Genomic DNA, 24,922 nt, shown 5'->3' on the forward strand with positions numbered 1-24,922 from the left:
TGATAGTTATTATCACTCTTGGCTGGCTATGTTAGCATGGCCGTCCCGTTATCCGGCAAGGAAAATTCGCGTTAAGGCCCTGTAATGAACCGACATTCGCTGTTGCTCAACCTCTCCTTATTGAAAACCCATCCCGCGTATCGCGCCGTCTTTCTGGCGCGCTTTATCTCCATTCTCGGCCTTGGTCTGCTTGGCGTGGCGGTGCCGGTACAGATCCAGACGCTCACCGGCTCGCCCTTCCAGGTGGGGCTGGCGGTCACGCTGACGGGTGCCGCGATGTTTATCGGGCTGATGACGGGCGGCGTACTGGCCGACCGCTACGAGCGCAAAACGCTCATTCTGCTGGCGCGTTCCACTTGCGGACTCGGGTTTATCGGGCTTTGGATCAACGCCATGCTGCCCGCGCCGTCGGTTATTGCGATTTACGCGCTCGGGCTGTGGGACGGGTTTTTCGGGGCGATCGGCGTGACGGCGCTGCTGGCGGCGACGCCCGCTATTGTCGGGCGTGAAAACCTGATGCAGGCGGGCGCGATCACCATGTTGACGGTGCGCCTGGGATCGGTGATTTCGCCGCTGCTCGGCGGCGTGCTGCTCGCCTGGGGCGGCGTGGCCTGGAACTACGCGCTGGCGGCGCTCGGCACCTTTCTCACGCTCCTGCCGCTGCTGACCCTTCCGGCATTGCCCGCGCCGCAGATGCAGCGCCAGCATCCACTGCGCGCGCTGGCCGACGGGCTGCGCTTTCTTGCGGCAAGCCCGGTAGTAGGCGGCGTGGCGCTGATCGGCGCGCTGCTGACGATGGCGAGCGCGGTGCGCGTGCTTTATCCCGCGCTTGCAAACCACTGGCAGATGACGAGCGGCGAAATCGGCGTATTGTACGCCGCGGTGCCGCTTGGCGCGGCGCTCGGGGCGCTCACCAGCGGCGGGCTGGCACATGCGCCACGCCCCGGCCGCACGCTGCTGGCTTCTTCGGTGCTGGCGCTGGCGGCGGTTAGCGTGTTCAGCCTGATGCCGTTCTGGCCGCTGGCGTTTATCTGCCTGACGCTGTTCGGCTACCTGAGCGGTGTAAGCTCGCTGATCCAGTACCAGCTTATCCAGACCCGCACGCCGGATCACATGCTCGGGCGCATTAACGGGCTGTGGACGGCGCAAAACGTGACGGGCGACGCCATCGGCGCGGCGGCGCTCGGTGGGATGGGCGCGTGGCTGTCGCCGGTAAGTGCGGCGAGCGTGGGCGGGATTGGGCTTGCGATCGTTACCCTTGCGCTGGCGCTGCTGCTGGCGGAACTGCGCCGTCTACGCCAGCCGCCGCCGGAACCCGCGCCGCATTAAAAAAGGGGCCATCCGGCCCCGTCTTTTACTGTTTAAATAACGCTTCAAGCCGTTTCAGCAACAGGCTGGCGCTGTAGTAATCGAGCCGGAAAGTCTCGGTGCCGAGCGCGTAAACCCGTTTATTTTCCACGGCCGGCAGGTGGGCCAGCAGCGGATCGCGCATCAGCGCCGCCGCGTCTTTATCATCAGCCGCGAACAAAAACAGCGTCTCGCCGTTCAGCCCCGCTGCCAGATTTTCCCCGCCAAGCTGAATAATATCGTGGCGTTTGCCCATACTGGTGAGGCCATGCGCGGCGGGCGGCGGCGCAAGCGTAAAACCAAGCTGGCCGAGCAGTTTCCCCTGCGCCGATTCGGCGGTCCAGAGATTCGCGCCGTGCGCGGCGGGGTTGTAAACCAGCGCGCTCACGGGCTGCGGCGGCAGCTTCATCTGCGCTTTTGCCTGCGCGAGCTGCTGGTCAAACTGCGCGATGCGTTCGGCGGCCTGCTTCTCATGGCCTGTTATCTCACCAAGCTGCGTCAACAACGCCTGCCAGCTTTTATCGTCGTAATTGATGATTAATGTCGGGGCGATAGCGGAAAACTGTTCATACAGCGCCTGCGCCGAATCGCCGCCGGTCGCGCTCACCAGAATGAGATCCGGCATCTGCGCGGCGACAGCTTCAGCGTTCGGTTCGCCGATGTAAAGCCGTTCGACGTGACGCGCTTTGGCGATGTCACCCCACTGGCGCAAAAACCCCTGGTCGTCGGCGACGCGGTTGCCGGGAGAGGTGGCTCCGCTGGCCACCACCGGCGCGTCAATCGCCAGCAGCGAACCGGTCAGCGTGACGCTGGTGGAGACGATGCGCTGCGGCGCTTTTTCAAGCGTATGCACACCGCGGCTGTCGGTCACCTGACGCGGCCACGCCGCCGCCTGTGAGACTGAGGATATTCCTAAAAGCAGCAGGCTGGCGGCAAATGCGGCGCGCAGGGCAGATGTAAACGTCACGGCAACGATTCCTGTAAGATGAGTTAATAATGCTTCTCATTTTCATCATTTGCCGACAGGATGCAAGCGGCGCTGTCGCCTCTGTTTCGCCCCTGTGGTTGACATCCCCGTCATTTCGCCTTAGGTTACGCCTCCAAATACAAATGATAACAATTATCAGTTCACTTTTTTTGGTACAGGAGGAGCGCATGGATACGTCACTGGCCGGGGAACGCTGCGACGCTGCCGCAACCCTTTCATCTGACAGTTTTTTCTACATGTCGCCTTATCGCAGCTTTACCACCCGCGGCTGTTTCACGCGGCTGGAGACGCCCGCCGCCGACGGCGCAGAGCGTTATAGCGTATTTCAGACGGCGCTGCGTAACGCGTTCGACCGCGCCCGCAGGCAGGGCATCGCGCGCCCGATAGTCGTCGGCGCTATTCCGTTCGATACGCGCAAGCCGTCCGCGCTGTTTATTCCCGAAAGCTACAGTGAGACCGCCCGCGGCGGTTATTCGCTTATTGAAAATAGCGCCGCGCCGCGTGTGCTGAGCCGTAAGCCGCTCCCGGATGAAGAGACGTTTATGGCGATGGTGGCGCGCGCCGCCGCGCTGACCGCGACGCCTGCGGTCAGTAAAATCGTGCTCTCACGCCTTATCGACATCACCACCGAACAGAAGCCGGACAGCCTCGCGCTGCTGGCGCGTCTGGTGGCGCAAAACCCCGCGAGTTTTAACTTTCACGTGCCGCTGCCGGACGGCGGCGCGCTGCTCGGCGCAAGCCCGGAACTGCTGCTGCGCAAAGATGGCAATACGTTCAGTTCGCTGCCGCTGGCGGGCTCCGCGCGCCGCCATGCCGACGCGGCGCAGGATAAAAGCGCAGGCCAGGCGCTGCTCTGTTCGGCCAAAGATCGCCACGAGCATGAGCTGGTGACGCAGGCGATGCGCGACGTACTCGCGCCGCGCAGCCAGCGCCTCGCGATGCCGGGCGCGCCGGAGCTGATTACCACACCGACGCTCTGGCATCTCGCGACGCCCGTCGAAGGCGAAACGCGCTTTGCGGATGACAACGCGCTGTCGCTCGCCTGCCTGCTGCACCCGACGCCCGCGCTGAGCGGTTACCCGCATGAAGCGGCGAAAGCGTATATCGCTGAGCTGGAGCCGTTCGATCGCGAGCTGTTCGGCGGGATCGTCGGCTGGTGCGATGCCGACGGCAACGGCGAATGGGCGGTGACTATCCGCTGCGCGCGTCTGCGGGAAAACCAGGTACGGCTGTTTGCGGGCGCGGGGATTGTTCCGGCGTCCGACCCGGCTTCGGAGTGGCGCGAAACCGGCGTCAAGCTCTCCACCATGCTCCACGTTTTAGGTCTTCACTGAGGTTTTACGCATGACGATCCCTTACACCCGCTGGCCAGACGATCTCGCCGTACGCTACCGCGCCCGCGGCTACTGGCTTGATCTGCCGCTCACCGATATTTTAAGCCGCCACGCGCAGAGTGCCGCGACGGCGCTTATCGACGGCGAGCGCCGCTACAGCTACCGCGAGCTGGACGCGGCGGCCACACGCCTTGCAGGCGCGCTGGCGCGTCGCGGGCTTCAGCGTGGCGATACCGCGCTGGTGCAGCTTGGCAACGTGGCGGAGTTTTATATCGTGTTCTTCGCGCTGCTGAAAATTGGCGTGGCGCCGGTTAACGCGCTGTTTAGTCATCAACGCACCGAGCTTGACGCGTACGCGCGCCAGATTGCGCCCGCGCTGCTGATTGCCGACCGCGAGCACGCGCTCTTTAGCGACGATGCGTATATCACGGCACTGCAAGCGCAGCATTCGTCGCTGCGCATGACGCTTCTGCGTGGCGATGGGCTGGAGGCGCTGATTTCAGAGACTGAAGCGGATTTCACTCCCACGCCGTCCGCCGCCGATGAAGTGGCGTTTTTCCAGCTCTCCGGCGGCAGTACCGGCACGCCGAAGCTCATCCCGCGCACGCACAACGACTACTACTACAGCATTCGCCGCAGCGTGGAGATTTGCGAATTCAGCCGCGAAACGCGCTACCTCTGCGCGCTGCCCGCGGCGCACAACTACCCGTTAAGCTCCCCCGGCGCGCTCGGCGTCTTCTTCGCCGAAGGCTGCGTGGTGCTGGCGCGCGACCCGAGCGCGACGCTCTGCTTCCCGCTGATTGAGGCGCACCAGATTAACGTCACCGCGCTGGTGCCGCCCGCCGTCAGCCTCTGGCTACAGGCCATTCAGGAGTGGGGCGATAACCGCCAGCTGGCGTCGCTGAAACTCTTGCAGGTCGGTGGCGCGCGGCTTTCCGACACGCTCGCCGCGCGCATTCCTGCGGAGATCGGCTGCCAGCTTCAGCAGGTGTTCGGCATGGCCGAAGGGCTGGTCAACTACACCCGTCTGGACGACCCGGACGAGCGCATCTTCACCACCCAGGGCCGCCCGATGAGCCCGGACGATGAAGTCTGGGTAGCCGATGAAAACGGCAATCCGCTGCCGCGCGGTGAAACAGGACGGCTAATGACGCGCGGCCCGTATACCTTCCGCGGCTATTACAACAGCCCGGAACACAACGCCAGCGCCTTTGATGAGAACGGTTTTTACTGCTCCGGCGATCTCGTAGCCATTGATGAACAGGGCTACATCACCGTTCAGGGGCGCGAGAAAGATCAGATCAACCGCGGGGGCGAGAAGATCGCCGCGGAAGAGATCGAGAACCTGCTGCTCGGCCACGAGGCCATTGTGCACGCGGGGCTGGTCTCGATGGAAGACAGCCTGCTTGGCGAAAAAAGCTGCGCGTATATCGTCACCACCCGCCCGGTCAAGGCGGTGGAGATCCGCCGCTTTTTACGCGAGCTGGGCGTCGCCGATTTCAAACTGCCGGATCGCGTGGAGCGCGTCGATGCGCTGCCGCTCACGCCGGTCGGCAAAGTGGATAAAAAACAACTGCGTTTGTGGCTGGCCGCGCGTCAGCCCGTCTCTGAGTAAGGAAAGAAAATGGCTATCCCAAAACTGAACGCCTATACGCTGCCCACGGCGGCGGATCTCCCGCAAAATAAAGTGAGCTGGGCGCTGGAGCCGCCGCGCGCGGCGCTGCTCATTCATGACATGCAGGAGTATTTCCTTAATTTCTGGGGCGAAAACTGCCCGATGATCGAGCCGGTGGTGGCGAACATCGCCGCGCTGCGAGCGTACTGCAAGGCGCAGGGCATTCCGGTTTATTACACCGCGCAGCCCAATAATCAGAGCGACGCCGACCGCGCGCTGCTGAACGACATGTGGGGGCCGGGGCTGAATAACCATCCTGATAAACAAAAGGTGGTCGCGGCGCTGACGCCGGATGCCGACGACACCGTGCTGGTGAAATGGCGCTACAGCGCGTTTCACCGCTCGCCGCTTGAGCACGCGCTGAAAGAGACGGGACGCGATCAGCTCATTATCTGCGGGGTGTATGCGCACATCGGCTGCATGATCACCGCCACCGACGCGTTCATGCGTGATATTCAACCGTTTATGGTGGCCGACGCGCTGGCGGATTTCAGCCGGGATGAACATCTGATGGCGCTTAATTACGTCGCGGGCCGCGCCGGGCGCGTGGTAATGACCGCCGATCTGCTGCCTGCCAGTGAGCCGGACGCGCCGGGCAGCAAAGCGGCGCTGCGCGCGCTGGTGCTGCCGCTGCTGGATGAGTCCGACGAGCCGGAAGATGACGAAAACCTGATCGACTACGGTCTCGACTCGGTGCGCATGATGGCGCTGGCGGCGCGCTGGCGCAAAGTGCATGGCGATATCGACTTCGTGATGCTCGCAAAGAACCCGACCATTGATGCCTGGTGGGCGCTGCTAAGCCGGGAGCCGCAGGCATGACGCTCGATTTCCAGGGAAAAAATGTCTGGGTGACCGGCGCGGGCAAAGGGATTGGCTACACCACCGCGCTGGCGTTTGCCGGGGCGGGCGCGAACGTGACTGGTTTTGATCTCGCGTTTTCGCAGGCTGATTATCCGTTCGCATGTGAAACACTGGATGTGGCGGACGCCGCGGCGGTGGCAGGCGTTTGCGAGCGGTTGCTCGGCAATAACCCGCGCCTTGACGTGCTGGTGAACGCGGCGGGCATTCTGCGTATGGGCGCGACGGATGAACTCGCTCCCGACGACTGGCAGCAGACGTTCGCGGTAAACGTGGGCGGCGCGTTTAACTTCTTTCAGCAGACGATGGCGCAGTTTCGTGCGCAGAAGGGCGGGGCAATCGTCACCGTCGCCTCCGACGCCGCACATACGCCGCGCATCGGGATGTCGGCGTATGGCGCGTCGAAAGCGGCGCTCAAAAGCCTGGCGCTGACCGTGGGGCTGGAGCTGGCCTCCTCTGGCGTGCGTGCAAACCTGGTGTCACCGGGTTCGACCGACACCGATATGCAGCGCACGCTCTGGAAAAGCGAGGATGCCGAACAGCAGCGTATTCGCGGTTTCGCGGAGCAATTTAAGCTCGGCATTCCGCTTGGGAAGATTGCGCAGCCGCAGGAGGTAGCGAACACCATCCTGTTTCTCGCTTCGGATCTCGCAAGTCACATTACGCTGCAGGATATCGTCATCGACGGCGGCTCAACGCTTGGAGCATAGATGATCTGGAAACGACACATGACGCTTGAGGCGCTGAACGCGACCAGCGTCGGCACGATGGTGGAACATCTTGGGATTGTTTATACCCGTCTCGGTGACGATCTGCTGGAGGCGACGATGCCGGTTGATACGCGCACGCATCAGCCGTTCGGTCTCCTGCACGGCGGCGCCTCCGCGGCGCTTGCCGAAACGCTCGGCTCGATGGCCGGTTATCTGACCACCCGCGACGGGCAGTGCGTGGTGGGCACCGAGATCAGCGCGTCTCATCACCGCGCGGTGTCGCAGGGGCAGGTGCGCGGCGTCTGCCAGCCGCTGCATCTGGGGCGCCAAAGCCAGTGCTGGGAAATCGTGATTTATGACGAACAGGGGCGGCGCTGCTGTACCAGCCGGTTAAGTACGGCGATTCTGGGGTAGGCGATTTTTAACATGGCAGGTGCGCTGCGCTTACCCGACCTACGGAAACCGAATGTATACGCGGATGTCGGATGTTTTCCCTGCGGCTGCCATTTTGCCGCGAGCCGGGATTGTTAAGGGGGCGACGGCGAGCCCCCTTAACACGTTCGCGTGAGGGTAGGTTGCAAAGAAAGGCATCGTGCTGGCGAACGGAACCGTTCACCGTGCGTAAATATTTGCCCCTCAACGCCATAGGGCGACGCTTTTTTGCAATGGCGGGTGCGCTGCGCTTACCCGCCCTACGGAAACAACTTCTCTGAAGCCGAACGATGATGTGAGGTGTTTTTATTGCGGCTGCCCTTTTGCCGCGAGCCGGGATTGTTTAGGGGGCGGCGGCGAGCCCCCTTAACACGTTCGCGTGAGGAAAGGTTGCAAAGAAAGGCTACTTGCTGGCGAACGGAACCATTCACCGGGCGTGCATATTCGCCCCTCAACGCCATACGGGCGACGCTTTTTTGCAATGGCGGGTGCGCTTCGCTTACCCGCCCTACGGAAAATCCGACACCTGAAGGATGTAGGGCGGGTAAGCGAAGCGCACCCGCCATGTACACAACCTTCAAAGCTCACCCCATTAAACCACCGACACCGCGCAGCCCCGCCATCATCCCGTGATCTCGTTAACAGACTCACGTAAATCCCTGACGCCATCCCGCGTTTCTCGGGTGGTCAAGTTGTTAAATTCATTTTGGTGATATAGAAACAAAATGTAACACCTCTGTTTCACTCACTGTTTCACTGAATGGATAACTATTATGACGAACTCAGGGAAATACCTTATCTGGGCAGCGCTCTCTGTTGTGGGCGCATTTGCGCTGGGCTATATCGCCCTTAACCGCGGCGAGCAGATCAACGCGCTCTGGATCGTGGTTGCCGCCGTCTGTATCTATCTCATCGCTTACCGTTTTTATGGTTTGTACATCGCGAAAAAGGTGCTGGCCGTCGACCCGACGCGCATGACGCCCGCAGTGCGCCACAACGACGGGCTTGATTATGTTCCCACCGATAAAAAAGTGCTGTTCGGTCATCATTTTGCGGCGATTGCCGGTGCCGGGCCGCTGGTCGGGCCGGTGCTGGCGGCGCAGATGGGGTATCTGCCGGGCATGATCTGGATCCTCGCAGGCGTCGTGCTGGCAGGGGCGGTGCAGGATTTCATGGTGCTGTTTGTCTCCACCCGCCGTGACGGGCGCTCGCTCGGCGAACTGGTGAAAGAGGAGATGGGCAACACGGCGGGCGTCATCGCGCTCGTCGCCTGCTTTATGATTATGATAATCATCCTGGCGGTGCTGGCGATGATTGTAGTGAAAGCGCTGACTCACAGCCCGTGGGGCACTTATACCGTCGCCTTTACCATTCCGCTCGCGCTCTTTATGGGCATCTATATTCGTTATCTGCGGCCAGGGCGCATTGGCGAAGTGTCGGTCATCGGCCTTGTGATGCTGGTGTTTGCGATTGTTTCCGGCGGCTGGGTGGCGGAGAGCCCGACCTGGGCACCGTGGTTTGATTTCACCGGCGTGCAATTGACCTGGATGCTGGTCGGCTACGGGTTTGTCGCGGCGGTTCTCCCGGTCTGGCTGCTGCTGGCACCGCGCGATTACCTCTCTACCTTCCTGAAAATCGGCACTATTGTCGGTCTCGCCATCGGCATTTTGATCATGCGCCCGACGCTGACGATGCCCGCGATGACAAAATTTATCGACGGCACCGGGCCGGTCTGGACCGGTAATCTCTTCCCGTTCCTGTTTATCACTATCGCCTGTGGCGCGGTGTCGGGCTTCCATGCGCTTATCGCCTCCGGTACCACACCGAAAATGCTCGCCAATGAAAACCAGGCCTGCTTTATCGGCTACGGCGGCATGTTGATGGAATCATTCGTTGCCATCATGGCGCTGGTGTCGGCCTGCGTTATTGACCCCGGCGTTTATTTTGCGATGAACAGCCCGATGGCGGTGCTGGCGCCGGCTGGTACGGCGGATGTGGTCGCGTCGGCCGCCCAGGTGGTGAGCGGCTGGGGCTTCCAGATAACGCCGGATACGCTGAACCAGATTGCGAATGAAGTCGGCGAGCAGACGATTATCTCGCGTGCGGGCGGCGCGCCGACGCTTGCGGTCGGCATGGCGTATATTCTCCACGGGGCGCTCGGCGGCCTGATGGATGTCTCGTTCTGGTATCACTTCGCCATTCTGTTTGAGGCGCTGTTTATCCTGACGGCGGTGGATGCAGGCACCCGCGCCGCGCGCTTTATGCTGCAGGATCTGCTGGGCGTGATTTCGCCCGGCCTCAAACGCACGGATTCACTGCCCGCGAACCTGCTGGCGACGGCGCTGTGCGTGCTGGCATGGGGTTATTTCCTGCATCAGGGTGTCGTGGATCCGCTCGGCGGTATTAACACCCTCTGGCCGCTGTTTGGCATCGCCAACCAGATGCTGGCGGGCATGGCGCTGATGCTCTGCGCGGTGGTGCTGTTTAAGATGAAGCGCCAGCGTTATGCGTGGGTGGCGCTGGTGCCGACCGCGTGGCTGCTGGTCTGTACGCTCACCGCCGGCTGGCAGAAGGCGTTCAGCCCGGATAATAAAGTGGGGTTCCTCGCTATCGCCAATAAGTTCCAGGCGATTCTGGAAAGCGGCACCATTCCGCCGCAGTACACCGAGGCGCAACTGAGCCAGCTGGTGTTCAATAACCGCCTCGACGCGGGCCTGACCATTTTCTTTATGGTGGTGGTCGTGGTGCTGGCGGTGTTCTCGATTAAAACGGCGCTGGCGGCGCTGAAGCAGGATAAGCCGACCGCCAACGAGACGCCGTATGAGCCGATGCCTGCCAGTGCGGAGCAAGTAGTGGCGCAGGCGAAAAACGCGCATTGATTGAGGCTGTTGGGACAGAGGGATGCCGACAGGGTGGATGACGGAAAGGTGGGTGCGCTGCGCTTACCCACCCTACGTGCGGCAATCGCGCCCTGTTCGTTGTTGTAGGGCGGGTAAGCAAAGCGCACCCGCCGTCCAGACCCCGGCCACAGGTCACAATGAATCACATCGGCTCTCTCTCCCGCCGGGAGAAAGCCAACGCATAAGGATAAATAAATGTTCGATTCCCTCGCCAAAGCCGGGAAATATCTCGGTCAGGCCGCGAAAATGATGATCGGCGTGCCCGACTACGACAACTACGTCGAGCACATGCGTGTGAACCACCCGGACCAGACGCCGATGACTTATGAAGAGTTCTTCCGCGAACGCCAGGACGCCCGCTACGGCGCAAAAGGCGGCGCGAAGTGCTGTTAAACGTCTGTCAGCGGTACTGCACCAGCTGTTCAGGCTGGCAACCATAGAGCGCCGCCAGTTTTTCGCGGGTGCGTTTTTGCGGACGCGAGTCAGGCGATTCCAGCTGTGAAACGGCAGACTGGCTGATACCGAGTTTTTCCGCCACTTCCTGTTGAGAGAGACCGCGCCAGATGCGCCAGGCGGCCTGTAAACTCACATTCTGCTCGACGGAAATCGCCACCACTTCATGCGGCAGCGTTACGTCATCATCGCTGTCCGGCTCATAAGGCAATGACGCCAGCGTCTCGTCATCTTCCAGCTGCGCCAGCACGGACAGATAGAGTTCATAAGGGATGACCGCATATTCGGGTTTGCCCTGTTTATCATGAATAATTTGTGCATTGAGCATATCTAACCCCCCGTTAATTAAGGTAAGTGGTCGTGGTCCTGCGTTTAACTTCCAGAATGAGGCAGACAACCGGAACGCCCGCTACGCGCTCGTAAATAACCCGATAGCTCCCCACGCGCAGCCGGTAACGGGGTTTGAGCCCCGCCAGTTTTACGATGTCCAGGCTGGCGTCTTCGGTGGCGAGCGCGGCAACCTTCTTATAGATAGTGAGCCTGTCGCTTTCCGGTATGGCGCCGAGTTGCTTGTACGCCCGCTTCGTCCATCTCATCTCCATGGCGTTCCCTCACTTTATCTGTTTCTGTGATATAAGTAAAATATAAGAACATAAGCTTTTATCTGAAAAGCATTCTCTTATGCGGAAACGTTAAACCGGGTAAAAACGGGAGGAAAGCGGCAGGGGAAGGTTCTTCGTGACTTCTCGCAAAAACGCCTTCCGGAGAAGGCGTTGCGTGGGATCAGGCGGCTGTTTCTTCAAGACGCTGGCGTTTACGCAGCGACGGGAACAGGCGCATCCAGAGCCCGACTACTACCAGCGTGCCGATACCGCCGATGGCCGCAGCGGGCACGGTGCCCAGCAGCGCGGCCAGCATGCCGGATTCAAATTCGCCAAGCTGGTTCGAGGTATTAATAAATATTGAGTTAACGGCGTTCACGCGCCCGAGCATGTCGTTGGGCGTATCGAGCTGCACCAGCGCGCCGCGGATAACCATGCTCACCATATCAAACCCGCCTGTTGCGAAAAGCGCGATAAGCGAGAGCCACAGGTTGCTTGAGAGCGCAAACACCAGCGTTGCCACGCCAAAGCCCGCCACCGACAAAAACATAATCATCCCGACATGTTTCTCAAGCGACCGTCGGCTTAGCCAGAAGCCCACCAGCAGCGCGCCCACGGCAGGCGCGGCGCGCAGCAGCCCCAGCCCCCACGGGCCGATGTGCAGAATATCGTGCGCGTAAATCGGCAGCAGCGCAGTGGCGCCGCCCAGCAGCACCGCAAAGAGATCGAGCGAAATCACGCCCAGCACGTCCGGGCGCTCGCGGATAAACTTCACGCCTGCAAAGAGCGTGGCGAGACTCGCGGGCTGGCGCGCAGGCGGTGCCTGTTCATAGCGCAGGCGGCTCACCATCACGACCGAAATGAGATACAGCACGGCGGTCAGCGCATAAACCACCTGCGCGCCGAAGACATACAGCAGGCCGCCCAGCGCAGGCCCCATAATCATCGCCGCCTGGCTTGATACCGCGCTCGCCGCCGTGGCGCGCGCCAGCAGAGCAGGCGGAACCAGCGCCGGCAGCATCGACTGCAACGACGGCGCTTCCATCACTTTGGCGACGGAAATAATAAAAATCAGCCCGAGGATAATCTTCACATCGGCGAGATGCGCCACCGTGGCGGCGGCCAGCGCGGCGATGGCGAGCCACTCCACCAGTTGGCCAATTAACACCACCCGGCGGCGATCGCGCTGATCGGCAATGTGCCCCGCCCAGAGCGCCAGCGTCACGGATGGAAGAAACTGCACCAGGCCTATCAGGCCGAGATAAAACGCGCTGTGGGTAAGGGCGTAAATCTGCCAGCCCACAACGATAGACAACATCTGGAAACCAAAGCCGGAGCAGGTTCGCGCCAGCCAGAATGCGACAAACGAACGGTGCGCCAGCAGCGACGCGCCACCATCAGAGTGTACAGAAGCCATAAACCATCCCGAACGTATAAAAACGCGGCGTGAAAGAATAGTTATCGCCGCGTGAGCGAGGTTTAAGCCTACAGGGATTTCGCAAAAAGTGGCATCGCACCCTGTGCGATTTAGTTAGCGGGCGAAGGTTTCCACTTTTTCAAAGGCCGAGCGCAGTGTCGCGGGCGACAGCGCCACCGGAAGGGCGTGAATGGATTCCACCGGGCGCAGCGTGTGGGCGATAACGCGCTCCAGCTCCGCCGCGTTATGAATATCGACATCCAGCTCTGCAAGCGTGGTAGGCAGCCTGAAGCGCCGCCAGGCGTCAATGAGCTGCGCCAGCACCTCGTCCTGGCCGAGCAGAGCGCTCTGCACCAGGATGCCGTAAGCCACTTTGGTGCCGTGCAGATATTTTTCCGTCTGCGGCAGTACGGTCAGGCCGTTGTGTACCGCATGCGCCGCCGCCACGCGCGTATAGCGCTCGCCAAGTCCGCCGACCATGCCGCCGCCCGCAATAATGGCATCCACCACATCGCGGAAATCCTGCGTCAGCGCGCCGCGTTGTTGACTGGCGAGCGCCGCTTCGCTCTGCTCCAGCAGCACGTCACGAATAGCGAGCGCGGCGTTGAGGCCAAGCCGTACGGTAAGCGGCAGGGTGGCGGGCGCAGGTGCCAGTACCACGGCTTCATACCATTTGGCGAGCGTGTCGCCGATGCCCGCGAGCAGATATTCCGCTGGCGCGCGCAGGATAATCTCCGGCTCCACCAGCACCAGATGGTTGGCGTCGTCGAAAATCTCAAAATGCAGCGCCTGACCGGCGTCGTTGTACCAGACGGAGAGCGGCGTCCAGGCAGCGCAGGTGGCGGCGATGGTGGGAATGGCGACCACCGGCAGGCCAAGGCGTCGCGCCAGCGCTTTGGCGGTATCCAGCAGCGCGCCGCCGCCGACGCCAATCACCACCGCCCGATCGTCACCCGCCTCTGCCGCAAGCGCGTTGACATCGCTTTCGCTGCAATGCCCGCGAAACAAAATCCGCGTAGCGCCGGGCGCATCAATGGCGTCAGTAAGAAAAGGGCGCGCGGCGGCAATAGCGCGTTCGCCATAGACCCAGACGGCGCGTGCGAGTTGCGCCGGGGTATAGAAATCGTGCAGGCGCGCCAGCGCACCTGGGTGAGAGTAGTAATTTGCCGGGCCGGGAACCACGCGGATGTCGGTATCGCTCATGAGAGTTGTCCTTGTCTTTTTTTCCATCCTGCCACAGAAAGCCGTCCGGACGTCTGATTATTCTCGCCCGCGCGCATGCAATTTTTTCACGTTGGCGGCGAAACGCAGCGGCAACCTGAAAAATTCTAATACTACGTCCAGACATCTGGACGGCTAATAATTTTTTGCTTTATCTTATGCCGATTCATTCATTGCAAGCGGATATATCCGCATGAATGATTGACTTAACTGATTAATCATTCGTGTGGAGACGGCCCGCCATGTCCCTGAACCTGCGCCTTGAGATGCGCGCAATATCTTTGGCCTTTAGCGGCTTTCCGGCGCTGACGCAGGTGGATTTCACTCTGCGGGCAGGTTCCGTACACGCGCTCACCGGCGCGAACGGTGCCGGAAAATCGACGCTAATGGCGGTGCTCTCCGGTGCCTGGGATCACTATCAGGGCCAGATCCTGCTGGATGGCGAACCCGTACACATCCGCTCGCCGCGCGACGCCAAAGCGCTCGGCATTCATCTGGTGCAGCAGGAGGTGGACGCCGCGCTGGTGCCGGGGCTGAGCGTCGCGGAAAACATTATGCTCGACAGCCTGCGCGAGGGCGGCCTGCGCTACCGCTGGGGCGAAATCCGCCGCCGCGCCCGAGCGGCGCTGGCGCAGCTCGATGTAGAAATGGACGTTAACCGCCGCATCGACAGCTGCTCGCTTGCCGAAAAACAGCATGTGCTGCTGGCGCGTGCGCTCTCGCATCACTGCCGTTATCTGATCCTTGATGAACCGACCGCGCCGCTCGATCAGCATGAAAGCGAACGCCTGTTCGCAGTGGTCAGACGCCTCCAGGCGCAGGGCATGGGCGTAGTGTTTATCTCTCACCGTATTCATGAGCTGAAAGCCATCTGCGACACCCTGACGGTGCTGCGCGACGGCAGGCTGATTGAGAGCGGGCCGATGGCGTCACTCTCTGGCCCGCAGATCGTCGAGAAAATGCTGGGACATGCGCTCGACACGCTCTACCCGCCGCGCCGCCCCACGCCTGGCGATGCCGTATTGCTGGCGGTGGACGGGCTGCATGACGACACGCTGCTACAGGATATTTCGCTGCGCCTGCGCAAAGGGGAGATCCTGGGTATCGCCGGGCTGGCGGGGGCCGGCAAAACGGAGCTGTGCAAGGCGCTTTTTGGCGCGAGCAAAAGCACGCTGCGCGAGGGCGAGCTTGCGGGACGTCCGTGGCGGCCCACCGATCCGGCCGATTCGGTGGCGCGCGGGCTGGCGCTGGTGCCGGAAGAGCGGCGCAAAGAGGGCATTTTTATCGACGAGCCGATCGCCATGAATCTCGCCGCCAGCGCTGATGGCAGCTTTACCCGCTGGGGGCTGTTTGGTCACCGCGACGCCTGGCGCTGGGCGCAGGAGGTGATTTCGCGTCTCGGTATTCGCGCCAGCGGGCCAGAGCAGCGGCTCCGCAGGCTTTCCGGCGGTAACCAGCAGAAAGTGGCTATCGGCAAATGGCTGCGCGGCAATAGCGACGTGCTGATTTTCGATGAGCCGACGAAAGGCGTAGACGTCAAAGCCAAAACCGATCTTTTCAACCTGATTGACGGGCTCGCCCGTCAGGGCAAGGGCATTATTTACGCCTCCGGCGAGTTCGCCGAGCTGGTGGGCCTGTGCGACCGCATCTGTGTGTTGTGGGACGGGCGCATCGTGGCGGAGCTGGATGGTAGCGACGCCAGCGAAGAAACCTTATTACTCTATTCCACCGGAGGAACCCCCGCGTGAACAAGGCCGCAATCCTGAAGAGCACGCCGTCGGCGCGCCACCAGCTGTTTGAGTTTTTCTATAAGTGGGGGATGTTGCTGACGGTTGTGGCGCTGGTCGCGCTGTTCGGCATCGCCTCGGACAACTTTCTCGATCCGTTCAACATCATCAACATTCTGCGCTCCATCGCAATCGTGACGGTGATCGCTATCGGCGTCTCCATCTCGCTGACCATCGGCGGGTTCGATCTTTCGGTGGGATCGACGGCGTCGCTGGCCAATGCGCTGGTGATCTCGCTGTTCGTCTGGCACGGCTTCGGCACAACGGAGGCGATCGTCATCACGCTTGCGCTCTGCACGCTGGTCGGGCTGTTTAACGCGTTTCTGATTGTGGTGCTGAAAATCCCCGACATGCTCGCCACGCTTGCCAGCCTGTTTGTAATTCAGGGCGTTGCGATGACCTACAGCTACGGCGGTTCGATCACCCAGAACATGGTTCTGCCGAGCGGCGAGATGGCGGAGGGCGTGATTCCTGATGCCTTCAGCCTGCTCGGCCAGGTGCCGGTGATTGTGATTGTGATGCTAGTGGTAACGGTCGTGGCGCAGCTTGGGCTGTCGCTGACCACCCACGGGCGGCGCATGTACGCCATCGGCGGCAACCCGGAGGCGGCGCACCTCTCCGGCATTCGCATTACGCGCTACAAAGTGGCGGCATATGTCATCGCCTCGCTGCTGGCGGGTCTTGGCGGCATTCTGCTTGCTTCGCGCATTGGTTCCTCGCAGGTAAACGCGGGCAGCGGTTATCTGATGGACGCCGTCGCGGCGGCGTGGATTGGCTTTTCGCTGGCCGGCTCCGGCAAGCCGAACGCGCTCGGCACGTTAGTGGGCGCGGTGATCCTGGGCGTGCTTTCCAACGGCCTGGTGATGCTCTCGGTGCCGTATTACGCGATGGACATTATCAAAGGGCTGGTGCTCGCTGGGGCGCTTGCCATCACTTACATCCAGCGACGTTAATCACAGACAGGGAAATAAACAGAATGAAAAAACTGACGCTCTCTTTACTGGCGCTGGGCCTGCTCTCATCGCTCCCCGGTTTCGCCGCCACGCCCGCGCCGGTGCCGGACGCCATCGCCAGTCACAACGGGCCGGTGCGCATCGCCGTGATCCGCAACCTGGGCTCAGACGATAACACCACGCAGTTTGTGGCGGGCGCAATCCAGGAAGGCAAAAAGCTCGGCTTTAAGGTCAGCACCTTTTTAAGCAACGGCGACGACGCGAAATTCCAGGATTTCGTCAATCAGGCCATCAGCCAGAAATATGACGGCATTATTCTCTCTCAGGGGCGCGATCCGTACTCCACCGAACTGGTGAAGCGTATTGTGGACGCGGGCATTAAAGTCTCAGTGTTTGATACCGCCGTGAAAGGCGAGATCCCGGGCGTCACCGTCACCCAGCAGGATGACGCGTCGCTCACGCAGCTCTCCGCGGGCCAGTTGGTGAAAGATTTCAACGGCAAGGCGAACATTATCAAGCTGTGGGTGGCGGGCTTCCCGCCGATGGAGCGTCGCCAGGCGGCGTACCAGGAGATCCTGAAGCAAAACCCCGGCATTAAAGAGCTGGAATCGATAGGCGCGGTCTCCTCGGACGTGCAGGGCGATACCGCCAACAAAGTGGGCGCGGTGCTGGCGAAATACCCGAAAGGCCAGATTGACGCCATCTGGGGCACCTGGGACGCCTTCAGCCAGGGCGCTTACAAGGCGCTGAAAGAGAATGGCCGCACCGAGATCAAGCTCTACAGCATCGATATCTCCAACCAGGATTTGCAACTGATGCGCGAAGCGGGCAGCCCGTGGAAAGTGAGCGTGGCGGTGGATCCGAAGCTGATTGGCGCAACCAACGTGCGGCTTATCGCCAATAAAATCGCCGGCGAGCCGACGCCGGCCACCTATGATTTTAAAGCCGCGGCCATCCCGCAGGCATTGCTGGCAAGCCAGAGCGGGCCGGTGAACGTGGCGGCGCTCGGTAAAATCATTCCGGGCTGGGGCCAGACCGAGGATTTCATCGCGCCGTGGTTTGCGACGCTTGAAGCGAAGCACAAATAATGGCGGGCGAGTTACCGCGCCCGGACTACAGCCGCAATATGCGGCTGATTGGCCACTCCGACCAGGGCGGCCGCCCGGACGGCGTGCAGGTGATGGTGCACCGGGGATTTGCGTATATCGGCCATATGGTGTCGCAGGGGTTTTCCATCGTTGACGTGCGCGACCCGAAGCACCCGAAAGCGGCGGGCTATGTGCCCGCGCCGCCCGGCACCTGGAATGTGCATTTACAGGCGCACGATGACCTGCTGCTGGTGATCAACGCCCGCGATCTCTTTGCCGATGCGCGCTTCGCCGACGAAAAAGTCTATTACACCCGTTCGGTCGGCGAGACGGTGCGCGATGTCCACGACAAAGGCTGGAGCGCGGGGCTTCGCGTGTTTGATATCGCCACACCCGATAAACCGCGCGAAATCGGCTTTCTGCCGCTTAACGGCATCGGCATTCACCGCATCTGGTATGTCGGCGGGCGCTGGGCGTATGTCTCGGCGCTTCTTGATGGCTTTACCGATTACATTTTCCTCACCATCGACCTGGCCGACCCGCGCAAACCGGAAGTGGCGGGGCGCTGGTGGCTGCCGGGGATGCATCAGGCGGCGGGGGAGACACCCGGCTGGCCCGAAGGCAAACGCTATGCGCTGCACCATGCGATTATCGCGGGCGATACCGCCTACGGGAGCTGGCGCGACGGTGGGCTGACGATTCTCGATGTAAAAGACCGCAGCCAGCCGACACTTATTGCGCACCGTAACTGGAGCCCGCCGTTTGGCGGCGGCACGCATACCGCGCTGCCGCTGCCGGATCGCAATCTGCTGGTGGTGCTGGATGAAGCCGTGCTGGATAACCAGCAGGATGGCGAAAAGCATATCTGGCTGTTTGATATCCGCGAGCCGTCGAACCCGGTGAGTATTTCGACCTTCCCGCAGCCGGATGAAACCGACTACGTGGCGAAAGGCGCGCACTTCGGGCCGCATAATCTGCACGAGAACCGCCCCGGCAGTTTTGTGAGTTCGACGCTGATTTTTGCCACCTGGCAGAACGCGGGTGTGCGCGCTTACGATATCTCGAACCCGTACCGGCCAGTAGAGACTGGCGCGCTGGTGCCCGCCGCGCCAGAGCGAATGATGGATACGCGGCCCGGACGCCCGCCGGTGATTCAGTCATGCGATGTGTTTGTGGATGCGCAGGGGATTATTTACAGCACGGATTATAACGGCGGGTTGTCGGTGATTGAGTATCAGGGGTAAAGCGACGGCGGGTGGGGACAGGATGATGGCGGGTGCGCTTTGCTTACCCGCCCTACAAACCCGACGTTGGCCTTCTTCCCTGTAAGGTGGGTAAGCGCAGCGCACCCACCGGGGCCGATTAACCGTACTGCCGCACGCGGGCGATAAACTCGTCGGCGCTCTCGATACGCGGGGCAAGGAGGATCAGCGCCTTGCCAAGCCCGATGGCGTGGCGCAGGCACGAAAGCTTCATCTCTTCATCCCGAATGGTATCGATATCCGCTACGTGAGACAGCCCGACGCTTCGGCGGATAAGTTCCGTACCGGCAAAACCAATGGCGTCCGCCCACACCTTTTTCAAAAACTCGCTGGCGTAACCTGGCTCGGCCAGCGCCGCGTCGCGGGTTTTCTCGCGCGCCAGCGTCTGGAAACGCTCGGCGAAGGTGTGCCACAGCGTGGCGATATCGGTCAGGCGCTGCTCGCGCGCGTCGGCGGCTTCGCGGATGCCAAGCTGGCCCGGCGCGCCGCAGTAGTTCAGCAGCAGATTGCCGATGGCCGTCCCAACGTCAAAGCCCACCGGGCCGAAATACCCGAACTCGGCGTCGATCGCCTTCAGGCTGCCGTCGGCGACAAAAATCGAGCCGCTGTGAATATCGCCGTGCAGCAGCGCTTCGGCATGGGAGAAAAAGCGGTGCTTGAGCGCAGCCACAGCGCACTTCAGCGCGGCATCGTCGCGCAGCGCGGCGACCTCGGCTTCAAGTTCAGCCGGGTAGTTATTGCGCTCATGAACCTGATACGGATCGTTAAAGAAGAGATCTTCGGTGATCTCACACATCTCCGGGTTGATAAAGCGCGCCACTTCGGCCTTTTTCGCATGGGGATGCAGATAAAAATCGCTGGTATGAAACAGCGTCTGCGCCAGATATTCGCCAAGCTGTCGCGCAGCCTGCGGATAGTGCGCGCCTTTGATGAGTTCACCGCGCCAGATGCGGTGATCGGAGAGATCTTCCATCACCATGACGGCAAGCGTGGGATCGTAATGATGAATTTTAACCGTGTGCGCCGGGCAGTGCTGATAGTGCGCCACCAGCGTCTGGGCTTCGAGGCGCGCGCGATCGAGCGTCAGCGGCCAGGATTCCCCCACGCAGCGCACATAGGGCAGCGCCTGTTTCACGATAATGCGGCTGACGCCCTGTTTATCAAAGATTTTAAAGACCAGATTGAGATTGCCGTCGCCGATCTCCTGCGCGCTCACCAGTTCTTCCGGCGCGCTGAGTCCGCCAAATTGTTGCGCATAAGCCACCGCATCGCTGGCCGTAAAGGTTCGGTATTGCGACATTGCTGATATCCTCATTCAATCTGGTTATAAAGACGTACGGACGTCTATACATCTGGATTTCATCCTGACACAATAGAACACAATAACGCAACAAGGATTTAACGCATGCAGACACTTCAGACGACCAGCCTGCGGGTGGTGGATAACAAGCTCTGGATCCTCGACCAGCAGGCGCTACCGCAGCAGAAAAACTGGCTACCCGCCGATAACACAGAGGCGCTGGTGGGGCACATTCACGCGCTGCGTGTGCGCGGCGCGCCGTTGATTGGGCTTTCGGCAAGCCTGTTGCTGGCGTTGCTGGCCGAACATGGCATGACGCGCGACGCGCTTGGCCAGGCGCTGGAGGTACTGCGTGCGGCACGCCCGACGGCGGTGAACCTGATGAACAATCTCGACCGCATGAAACAGGCGCTCACGCAGCCGGATTTCGTGGCGGCGCTGGGCGCGGAAGCCTTACGCCTGGTGCAGGAAGATCGCGAGCTGTGCGAGCGCATCGCGCGCGCCGGGAGTGAACTCGTGACGCCGGGCAGCCGCCTGCTTACCCACTGCAATACCGGCGGGCTGGCGACGGCGGGCGTCGGGACGGCGCTGGGCGTGATTGCGCGCGCGCATGAAGCGGGCAAAGTAGCGAACGTCTGGGTCGATGAAACCCGGCCGCTGTTGCAGGGCGGGCGCTTAACCGCCTGGGAGCTTGGCGAGCTTGGCGTGCCGTATCAGCTGATTACCGATTCGATGGCGGCGAGCCTGATGGCGCAGGGGCAGGTGGACGCCGTCTGGGTGGGCGCGGATCGCATCGCGGCCAATGGCGACGTGGCGAATAAAATCGGCACCTATTCGCTTGCCGTACTGGCGAAATTCCACCACGTACCGTTTTACGTGGCGGCCCCGCAGACCACGCTCGATCCGGCATGCCCGAACGGTGCGGCGATCCCGATTGAGCAGCGCGCAGCGGCGGAAGTGACCGGCGTGGCGGGCAGCTTCGGCGCGGTACAGTGGGCGCCGGAAGACGCGCGCGTCTATAACCCGGCGTTTGACGTGACCCCCGCCGCGCTGATTAGCGGCTGGGTGCTGGACAGCGGCGTGGTGACGCCGGAGGATGTGGCGAACGGGCGTTTCGCCGGGTAAAAAGGGCGTCCGCGCGAGGCGGACGCTGCGTTATTTCACCCAGTCGCGCACCGGCAGGAAATCGCGGTACAGCGCTGCCTCCGGGCTGTTTTCTTCCGGCTGATAGCCATATTCCCAGCGCACCAGCGGCGGCATCGACATCAGTATCGACTCGGTGCGCCCGCCGGTTTGCAGACCAAACAGCGTGCCGCGGTCCCATACCAGGTTGAACTCCACATAGCGGCCGCGACGATACAGCTGGAATTCGCGCTCGCGCTCGCCCCAGGGCAGCGTTTTGCGACGTTCCATGATGGGCAAATAAGCGTTGAGATAGCCGTCGCCCACCGCCTGCATAAACGAAAAGCAGGTGTCGAAATCGGGCGTGTTCAGATCGTCAAAGAACAGCCCGCCGATGCCGCGCGCCTCCTGGCGATGCTTCAGATAGAAATAGTCGTCGCACCACTTTTTATAACGCGGGTAGACGTCATCGCCGAAAGGCGCGCAGAGATCCCGCGCGGTGCGGTGCCAGTGCACCGCGTCCTCTTCAAAGCCGTAAAACGGCGTTAAATCGAAGCCGCCGCCAAACCACCAGACCGGATCGGCACCCGGTTTTTCGGCAATGAAAAAGCGCACGTTGGCGTGGCTGGTCGGTACATACGGGTTGCGCGGATGCACAACCAGCGACACGCCCATCGCTTCAAAGCTGCGGCCTGCCAGCTCCGGGCGGTGCGCGGTGGCGGACGCGGGCATGGCGTCGCCATGCACGTGGGAGAAGTTGACGCCCGCCTGCTCGAACACCACGCCGTCGCGCAGTACGCGGCTGCGACCGCCGCCGCCGCCCTCGCGCTGCCAGGCGTCTTCGACGAACTCATCGCCATCCACCGCCGACAACTGCTGGCAGATACGGTCCTGTAAATCGATCAGGAAAGCTTTTACGCGCTGAATATCGGGTGCCATCGTTAGCCTCGTTTCGAGTGGGCTTTATGGTTATCAAACCAGTTGAAATAGCTGATGACCCCATTGGCGATGGCGGTCGCTATTTTCTGGCGGAAGGCGGCCGTGCCCAGCAGCTTTTCTTCCTGCGGGTTGGTGATAAACGAGGTTTCCACCAGCACGGACGGGATCGACGGCGATTTCAGCACCACGAACGCCGCCTGTTCCGTGTTGCGGCTGTGCAGGCGGTGAACCGGTTTTATCTGGCGCAGGATATGCGAGCCGAGCGTCAGGCTATTTTTAATGGTGTCGGTCTGCACCAGATCGAACAGCACCTGTTGCAAATAGTGATCTTTATTTTTGACCTTGCTGCCCGCCACGTCGTCGGCGGCGTTCTCGCGCTCGGAGAGATATTTCGCCATGGCGCTACTGGCACCGCGGTTGGAGAGCGCAAAGACTGACGCGCCCGCGGCGCTGGGGCTGGTAAAGCCGTCGGCGTGAATCGACATAAACAGATCCGCGCCGTGCTTGTGCGCGATTTCAACGCGATCGTAGAGCGGGATAAAAGTGTCGTTGCTGCGCGTCAGTTTGGCGTCGATGCCGTGGGCGCGCAGAATGGCGCGCACGTTTTTCGCGATGGCGAGCACGACGTGTTTTTCTTTCGAGCCGTTATGGCCGATAGCGCCGGTATCGATGCCGCCGTGGCCCGGATCGAGCATCACGAGGCGGCGCGCGCCCGCTTTTTTCGCTTTAGGCTTGCTGTGGCTGTTACGCGTGCTGAGCGCCGGGCTTTCTTCTTTCGCCAGCGCCTGGTTAAGACCGGTCAGCGCCAGCGCGGCAAGGCCGGTACGCAGCAGCTGACGTCGCGAGGTGAGTTTTTTTAAGGGTTTGAAAGTGCTCATGCGTCCTGACTTCTGATTTTACTGTCCTGGAGTGTTATAACCTGGCGTAACGGGGTGGAACGACACCCTGTTGCAACAAAAGTTTTACTATTCATTTCAGGGCGTGATGATTCATCAGTATGCCATTTTCAGCGAACTTTTGCCGGAGATATTGGCTATTGGCGTCGGTAGCGCCATAATCGGAGTTTTTACGCCATAAAAGACGGGGAATACCATGGAGATACGCGTTTTTCGCCAGGCCGACTTTGAAGAAGTCATTACCCTGTGGGAGCGCTGCGATCTGCTGCGTTCGTGGAACGATCCTGAAATGGATATCGAACGTAAACTTAACCATGACCCGGATCTTTTCCTGGTGGCGGAAGTAAGCGGCGAAATCGTCGGCTCCATTATGGGCGGCTATGACGGCCATCGCGGTTCGGCGTATTACCTGGGCGTGCACCCGGAGTTTCGCGGCCGCGGCATTGCTAACGCGCTGTTAAACCGTCTTGAGAAGAAGCTCATCGCGCGCGGCTGCCCGAAAATCAATATCCAGATCCGCGAAGAGAACGACGTTGTGCTCGGCATGTACGAGCGGCTGGGCTATGAACACCAGGATGTGATTAGCCTTGGCAAACGGCTCATTGAGGATCAGGAGTATTGATTACCTTTTCACCCGGCCGCGGCCGGGTGAACCAGGCGTTTAGCCTTTGGTGATTTTCTTCACGTCGATTTCGACGGAATTCCAGTCTTTATCCACTTCACCTTCGATGCGCACTTTGTCTTTCGGCGTGCGGTGACGCCATTCCAGACGTGGTCGTCGATGTCTACGTTGATGCTGCCGCTGGCGTCGCGGAACTCATAAAGCTCTTTGCCCATCTTGCGCACGATGTTCCCTTCCAGCACCACCCATGCGTCATCGCGCAGGTTTTTCGCTTCGCTGACGGTTGTGCTTGCGGCGTCCGGCCCCTGGAAACCGCCTTTGGTGGCCGTTGCGCTGGCGCTGTTATCCGGGCCGGAGAAGCCGCCTTCCTGCGCCATGACAGGCGTGGCGGACAGCGCGCAAGCGGCGATACACAGAGCAATAAGCTGTTTTTTCATTTCCATCTCCTTGGGTTACGAACGACGAAGACCTTTCTTCGTCTGATAAGACAAGACATAATTTTGGATCTAATACCGAAAGAGTCCAGGGTTTATACGTGTATTTACCTTCCGATTACGATAGCCGCGGCTGGCTTAAACCCCCGTTGCTGTTCTGTGCGGTGCTGTTATTACAGGCGCGCACCTGGGCGCTGTTTGTGCTGGCGGGCGCGTCGCGCGGGCAGGGCGAGGCATTACTGGGCCTGTTTTACCCTGACCGTCAGAGCTTCTGGCTGGGCCTGGCCGCGGGGCTGCCTGCGATGCTGACGTTTTTATTAAGCGGGCGGCGGCACGATTACCCGCGCCTGTGGCGTGGCGCGCGTTATGTGCTCATGCTGACGCAGGCCGTGATGCTGATATCGCAGGCGCTGCTGCTCTGGCGCGACACGCCGGGCGGCATCGCGCTGACCCTGCTCGTGCTGGACGCCTGGGCGCTCTGGCTGCTGGCCTCGCATCGCCGTTTGCGCGCCTGTTTTGCAACGCCGCAACCGTGAACGGCACTTTTTGCCGTCTTTACGCTCCAACGAGACATTGTCGACT

23 protein-coding genes and 1 pseudogene are annotated in these 24,922 nt (G+C 61.1%); 15 read left to right on the plus strand and 9 right to left on the minus strand.

The window, feature by feature from the left end:
- The first annotated feature begins 84 nt into the window (after positions 1 to 84).
- The gene (gene entS / locus AFK66_RS04665; protein ID WP_023898228.1) at positions 85 to 1,329 is read left to right on the plus strand and encodes an enterobactin transporter EntS; all 1,245 of its coding nucleotides are present in this window, start codon (positions 85 to 87) and stop codon (positions 1,327 to 1,329) included.
- A gap of 25 nt (positions 1,330 to 1,354) precedes the next feature.
- Here entS and fepB read toward each other — a convergent pair whose 3' ends face one another.
- Positions 1,355 to 2,314 (minus strand): Fe2+-enterobactin ABC transporter substrate-binding protein, encoded by a 960-nt coding sequence (gene fepB / locus AFK66_RS04670; RefSeq protein ID WP_007777111.1) that lies wholly within the window; start codon positions 2,312 to 2,314, stop codon positions 1,355 to 1,357.
- A gap of 188 nt (positions 2,315 to 2,502) precedes the next feature.
- On the opposite strand from fepB, the gene entC reads away from it, so the two are divergent.
- The 7 genes from entC (at position 2,503) to AFK66_RS04705 (ending at position 10,637) form a co-directional block, all read left to right on the plus strand.
- A complete protein-coding gene (gene entC / locus AFK66_RS04675; protein WP_032986327.1) occupies positions 2,503 to 3,669 on the plus strand; it encodes an isochorismate synthase EntC in 1,167 nt (388 codons plus the stop codon).
- A 10-nt stretch (positions 3,670 to 3,679) separates the two neighbouring features.
- Positions 3,680 to 5,284: a (2,3-dihydroxybenzoyl)adenylate synthase gene (locus AFK66_RS04680; protein ID WP_023898231.1), complete on the plus strand. Its 1,605-nt coding sequence runs from the start codon at positions 3,680 to 3,682 to the stop codon at positions 5,282 to 5,284.
- A gap of 9 nt (positions 5,285 to 5,293) precedes the next feature.
- On the plus strand, positions 5,294 to 6,163 hold the full coding sequence (locus tag AFK66_RS04685) for an isochorismatase (RefSeq protein ID WP_023898233.1): 870 nt from the start codon (positions 5,294 to 5,296) through the stop codon (positions 6,161 to 6,163).
- On the plus strand, positions 6,160 to 6,912 hold the full coding sequence (gene entA, locus AFK66_RS04690) for a 2,3-dihydro-2,3-dihydroxybenzoate dehydrogenase EntA (protein WP_007777102.1): 753 nt from the start codon (positions 6,160 to 6,162) through the stop codon (positions 6,910 to 6,912). Before AFK66_RS04685 ends, entA begins: the two co-directional genes overlap by 4 nt.
- Complete coding sequence (gene entH / locus AFK66_RS04695; protein ID WP_012124082.1) at positions 6,913 to 7,326, plus strand: proofreading thioesterase EntH; 414 nt, start codon at positions 6,913 to 6,915, stop codon at positions 7,324 to 7,326.
- A 791-nt stretch (positions 7,327 to 8,117) separates the two neighbouring features.
- Positions 8,118 to 10,223, plus strand: a complete 2,106-nt coding sequence (gene cstA / locus AFK66_RS04700) for a pyruvate/proton symporter CstA (RefSeq protein ID WP_007777092.1) — start codon at positions 8,118 to 8,120, stop codon at positions 10,221 to 10,223.
- A 216-nt stretch (positions 10,224 to 10,439) separates the two neighbouring features.
- Positions 10,440 to 10,637, plus strand: coding sequence for a YbdD/YjiX family protein (locus AFK66_RS04705; protein ID WP_007777089.1), 198 nt, complete (start codon positions 10,440 to 10,442; stop codon positions 10,635 to 10,637).
- Positions 10,638 to 10,644: 7 nt separating this feature from the next.
- On the opposite strand, the gene AFK66_RS04710 is transcribed toward AFK66_RS04705, so the two are convergent.
- The 4 genes from AFK66_RS04710 to AFK66_RS04725 form a co-directional block, all read right to left on the minus strand.
- Positions 10,645 to 11,025 (minus strand): helix-turn-helix domain-containing protein, encoded by a 381-nt coding sequence (locus AFK66_RS04710; RefSeq protein ID WP_007777087.1) that lies wholly within the window; start codon positions 11,023 to 11,025, stop codon positions 10,645 to 10,647.
- A gap of 13 nt (positions 11,026 to 11,038) precedes the next feature.
- Positions 11,039 to 11,299, minus strand: coding sequence for a type II toxin-antitoxin system RelE family toxin (locus AFK66_RS04715; RefSeq protein ID WP_007777085.1), 261 nt, complete (start codon positions 11,297 to 11,299; stop codon positions 11,039 to 11,041).
- A 181-nt stretch (positions 11,300 to 11,480) separates the two neighbouring features.
- Positions 11,481 to 12,716: an MFS transporter gene (locus AFK66_RS04720; protein ID WP_007777083.1), complete on the minus strand. Its 1,236-nt coding sequence runs from the start codon at positions 12,714 to 12,716 to the stop codon at positions 11,481 to 11,483.
- Between the two features lie 114 nt (positions 12,717 to 12,830).
- Positions 12,831 to 13,919 (minus strand): oxidoreductase, encoded by a 1,089-nt coding sequence (locus AFK66_RS04725; protein WP_023898237.1) that lies wholly within the window; start codon positions 13,917 to 13,919, stop codon positions 12,831 to 12,833.
- A gap of 260 nt (positions 13,920 to 14,179) precedes the next feature.
- On the opposite strand from AFK66_RS04725, the gene AFK66_RS04730 reads away from it, so the two are divergent.
- Genes AFK66_RS04730 through AFK66_RS04745 form a run of 4 tightly spaced genes read left to right on the plus strand, consistent with a single transcriptional unit; the run spans position 14,180 to position 19,009 of the window.
- On the plus strand, positions 14,180 to 15,685 hold the full coding sequence (locus AFK66_RS04730) for a sugar ABC transporter ATP-binding protein (protein WP_007777079.1): 1,506 nt from the start codon (positions 14,180 to 14,182) through the stop codon (positions 15,683 to 15,685).
- Positions 15,682 to 16,677 carry an ABC transporter permease gene (locus tag AFK66_RS04735; RefSeq protein ID WP_007777075.1) on the plus strand — a complete coding sequence of 332 codons (996 nt, stop codon included), beginning with the start codon at positions 15,682 to 15,684 and terminating at the stop codon, positions 16,675 to 16,677. The genes AFK66_RS04730 and AFK66_RS04735 overlap by 4 nt, the downstream gene beginning before the upstream one ends.
- A gap of 23 nt (positions 16,678 to 16,700) precedes the next feature.
- On the plus strand, positions 16,701 to 17,765 hold the full coding sequence (locus AFK66_RS04740; RefSeq protein WP_007777072.1) for a sugar ABC transporter substrate-binding protein: 1,065 nt from the start codon (positions 16,701 to 16,703) through the stop codon (positions 17,763 to 17,765).
- Complete coding sequence (locus AFK66_RS04745) at positions 17,765 to 19,009, plus strand: LVIVD repeat-containing protein (protein WP_023898238.1); 1,245 nt, start codon at positions 17,765 to 17,767, stop codon at positions 19,007 to 19,009. Before AFK66_RS04740 ends, AFK66_RS04745 begins: the two co-directional genes overlap by 1 nt.
- 118 nt (positions 19,010 to 19,127) lie before the next feature.
- Here AFK66_RS04745 and mtnK read toward each other — a convergent pair whose 3' ends face one another.
- Positions 19,128 to 20,327, minus strand: a complete 1,200-nt coding sequence (gene mtnK, locus AFK66_RS04750) for an S-methyl-5-thioribose kinase (protein WP_023898239.1) — start codon at positions 20,325 to 20,327, stop codon at positions 19,128 to 19,130.
- Between the two features lie 105 nt (positions 20,328 to 20,432).
- Between mtnK and mtnA the strand changes: the two genes are divergently transcribed.
- Positions 20,433 to 21,452: an S-methyl-5-thioribose-1-phosphate isomerase gene (gene mtnA / locus AFK66_RS04755; RefSeq protein WP_023898240.1), complete on the plus strand. Its 1,020-nt coding sequence runs from the start codon at positions 20,433 to 20,435 to the stop codon at positions 21,450 to 21,452.
- 30 nt (positions 21,453 to 21,482) lie between these two features.
- Here the strand turns inward: mtnA and hemF are convergent, their stop codons facing one another.
- Positions 21,483 to 22,388, minus strand: a complete 906-nt coding sequence (hemF, locus tag AFK66_RS04760; protein WP_038882272.1) for an oxygen-dependent coproporphyrinogen oxidase — start codon at positions 22,386 to 22,388, stop codon at positions 21,483 to 21,485.
- 2 nt (positions 22,389 to 22,390) lie between these two features.
- Positions 22,391 to 23,266, minus strand: a complete 876-nt coding sequence (gene amiA / locus AFK66_RS04765; RefSeq protein ID WP_004388567.1) for an N-acetylmuramoyl-L-alanine amidase AmiA — start codon at positions 23,264 to 23,266, stop codon at positions 22,391 to 22,393.
- A gap of 214 nt (positions 23,267 to 23,480) precedes the next feature.
- Here amiA and AFK66_RS04770 point away from each other — a divergent pair, with 214 nt between their 5' ends.
- Entirely contained in the window at positions 23,481 to 23,906 is a 426-nt protein-coding gene (locus AFK66_RS04770; protein WP_004388568.1) for a GNAT family acetyltransferase, read from the plus strand.
- A gap of 39 nt (positions 23,907 to 23,945) precedes the next feature.
- Here AFK66_RS04770 and AFK66_RS04775 read toward each other — a convergent pair.
- Positions 23,946 to 24,343 (minus strand): annotated as a pseudogene (locus tag AFK66_RS04775) (YgiW/YdeI family stress tolerance OB fold protein).
- A 98-nt stretch (positions 24,344 to 24,441) separates the two neighbouring features.
- On the opposite strand from AFK66_RS04775, the gene AFK66_RS04780 reads away from it, so the two are divergent.
- Positions 24,442 to 24,876 (plus strand): DUF2919 domain-containing protein, encoded by a 435-nt coding sequence (locus AFK66_RS04780; RefSeq protein ID WP_007777051.1) that lies wholly within the window; start codon positions 24,442 to 24,444, stop codon positions 24,874 to 24,876.
- Positions 24,877 to 24,922 lie beyond the last annotated feature (46 nt).

Source organism: Cronobacter malonaticus LMG 23826 (assembly GCF_001277215.2).
GTDB classification, from domain to species: Bacteria; Pseudomonadota; Gammaproteobacteria; order Enterobacterales; family Enterobacteriaceae; genus Cronobacter; species Cronobacter malonaticus.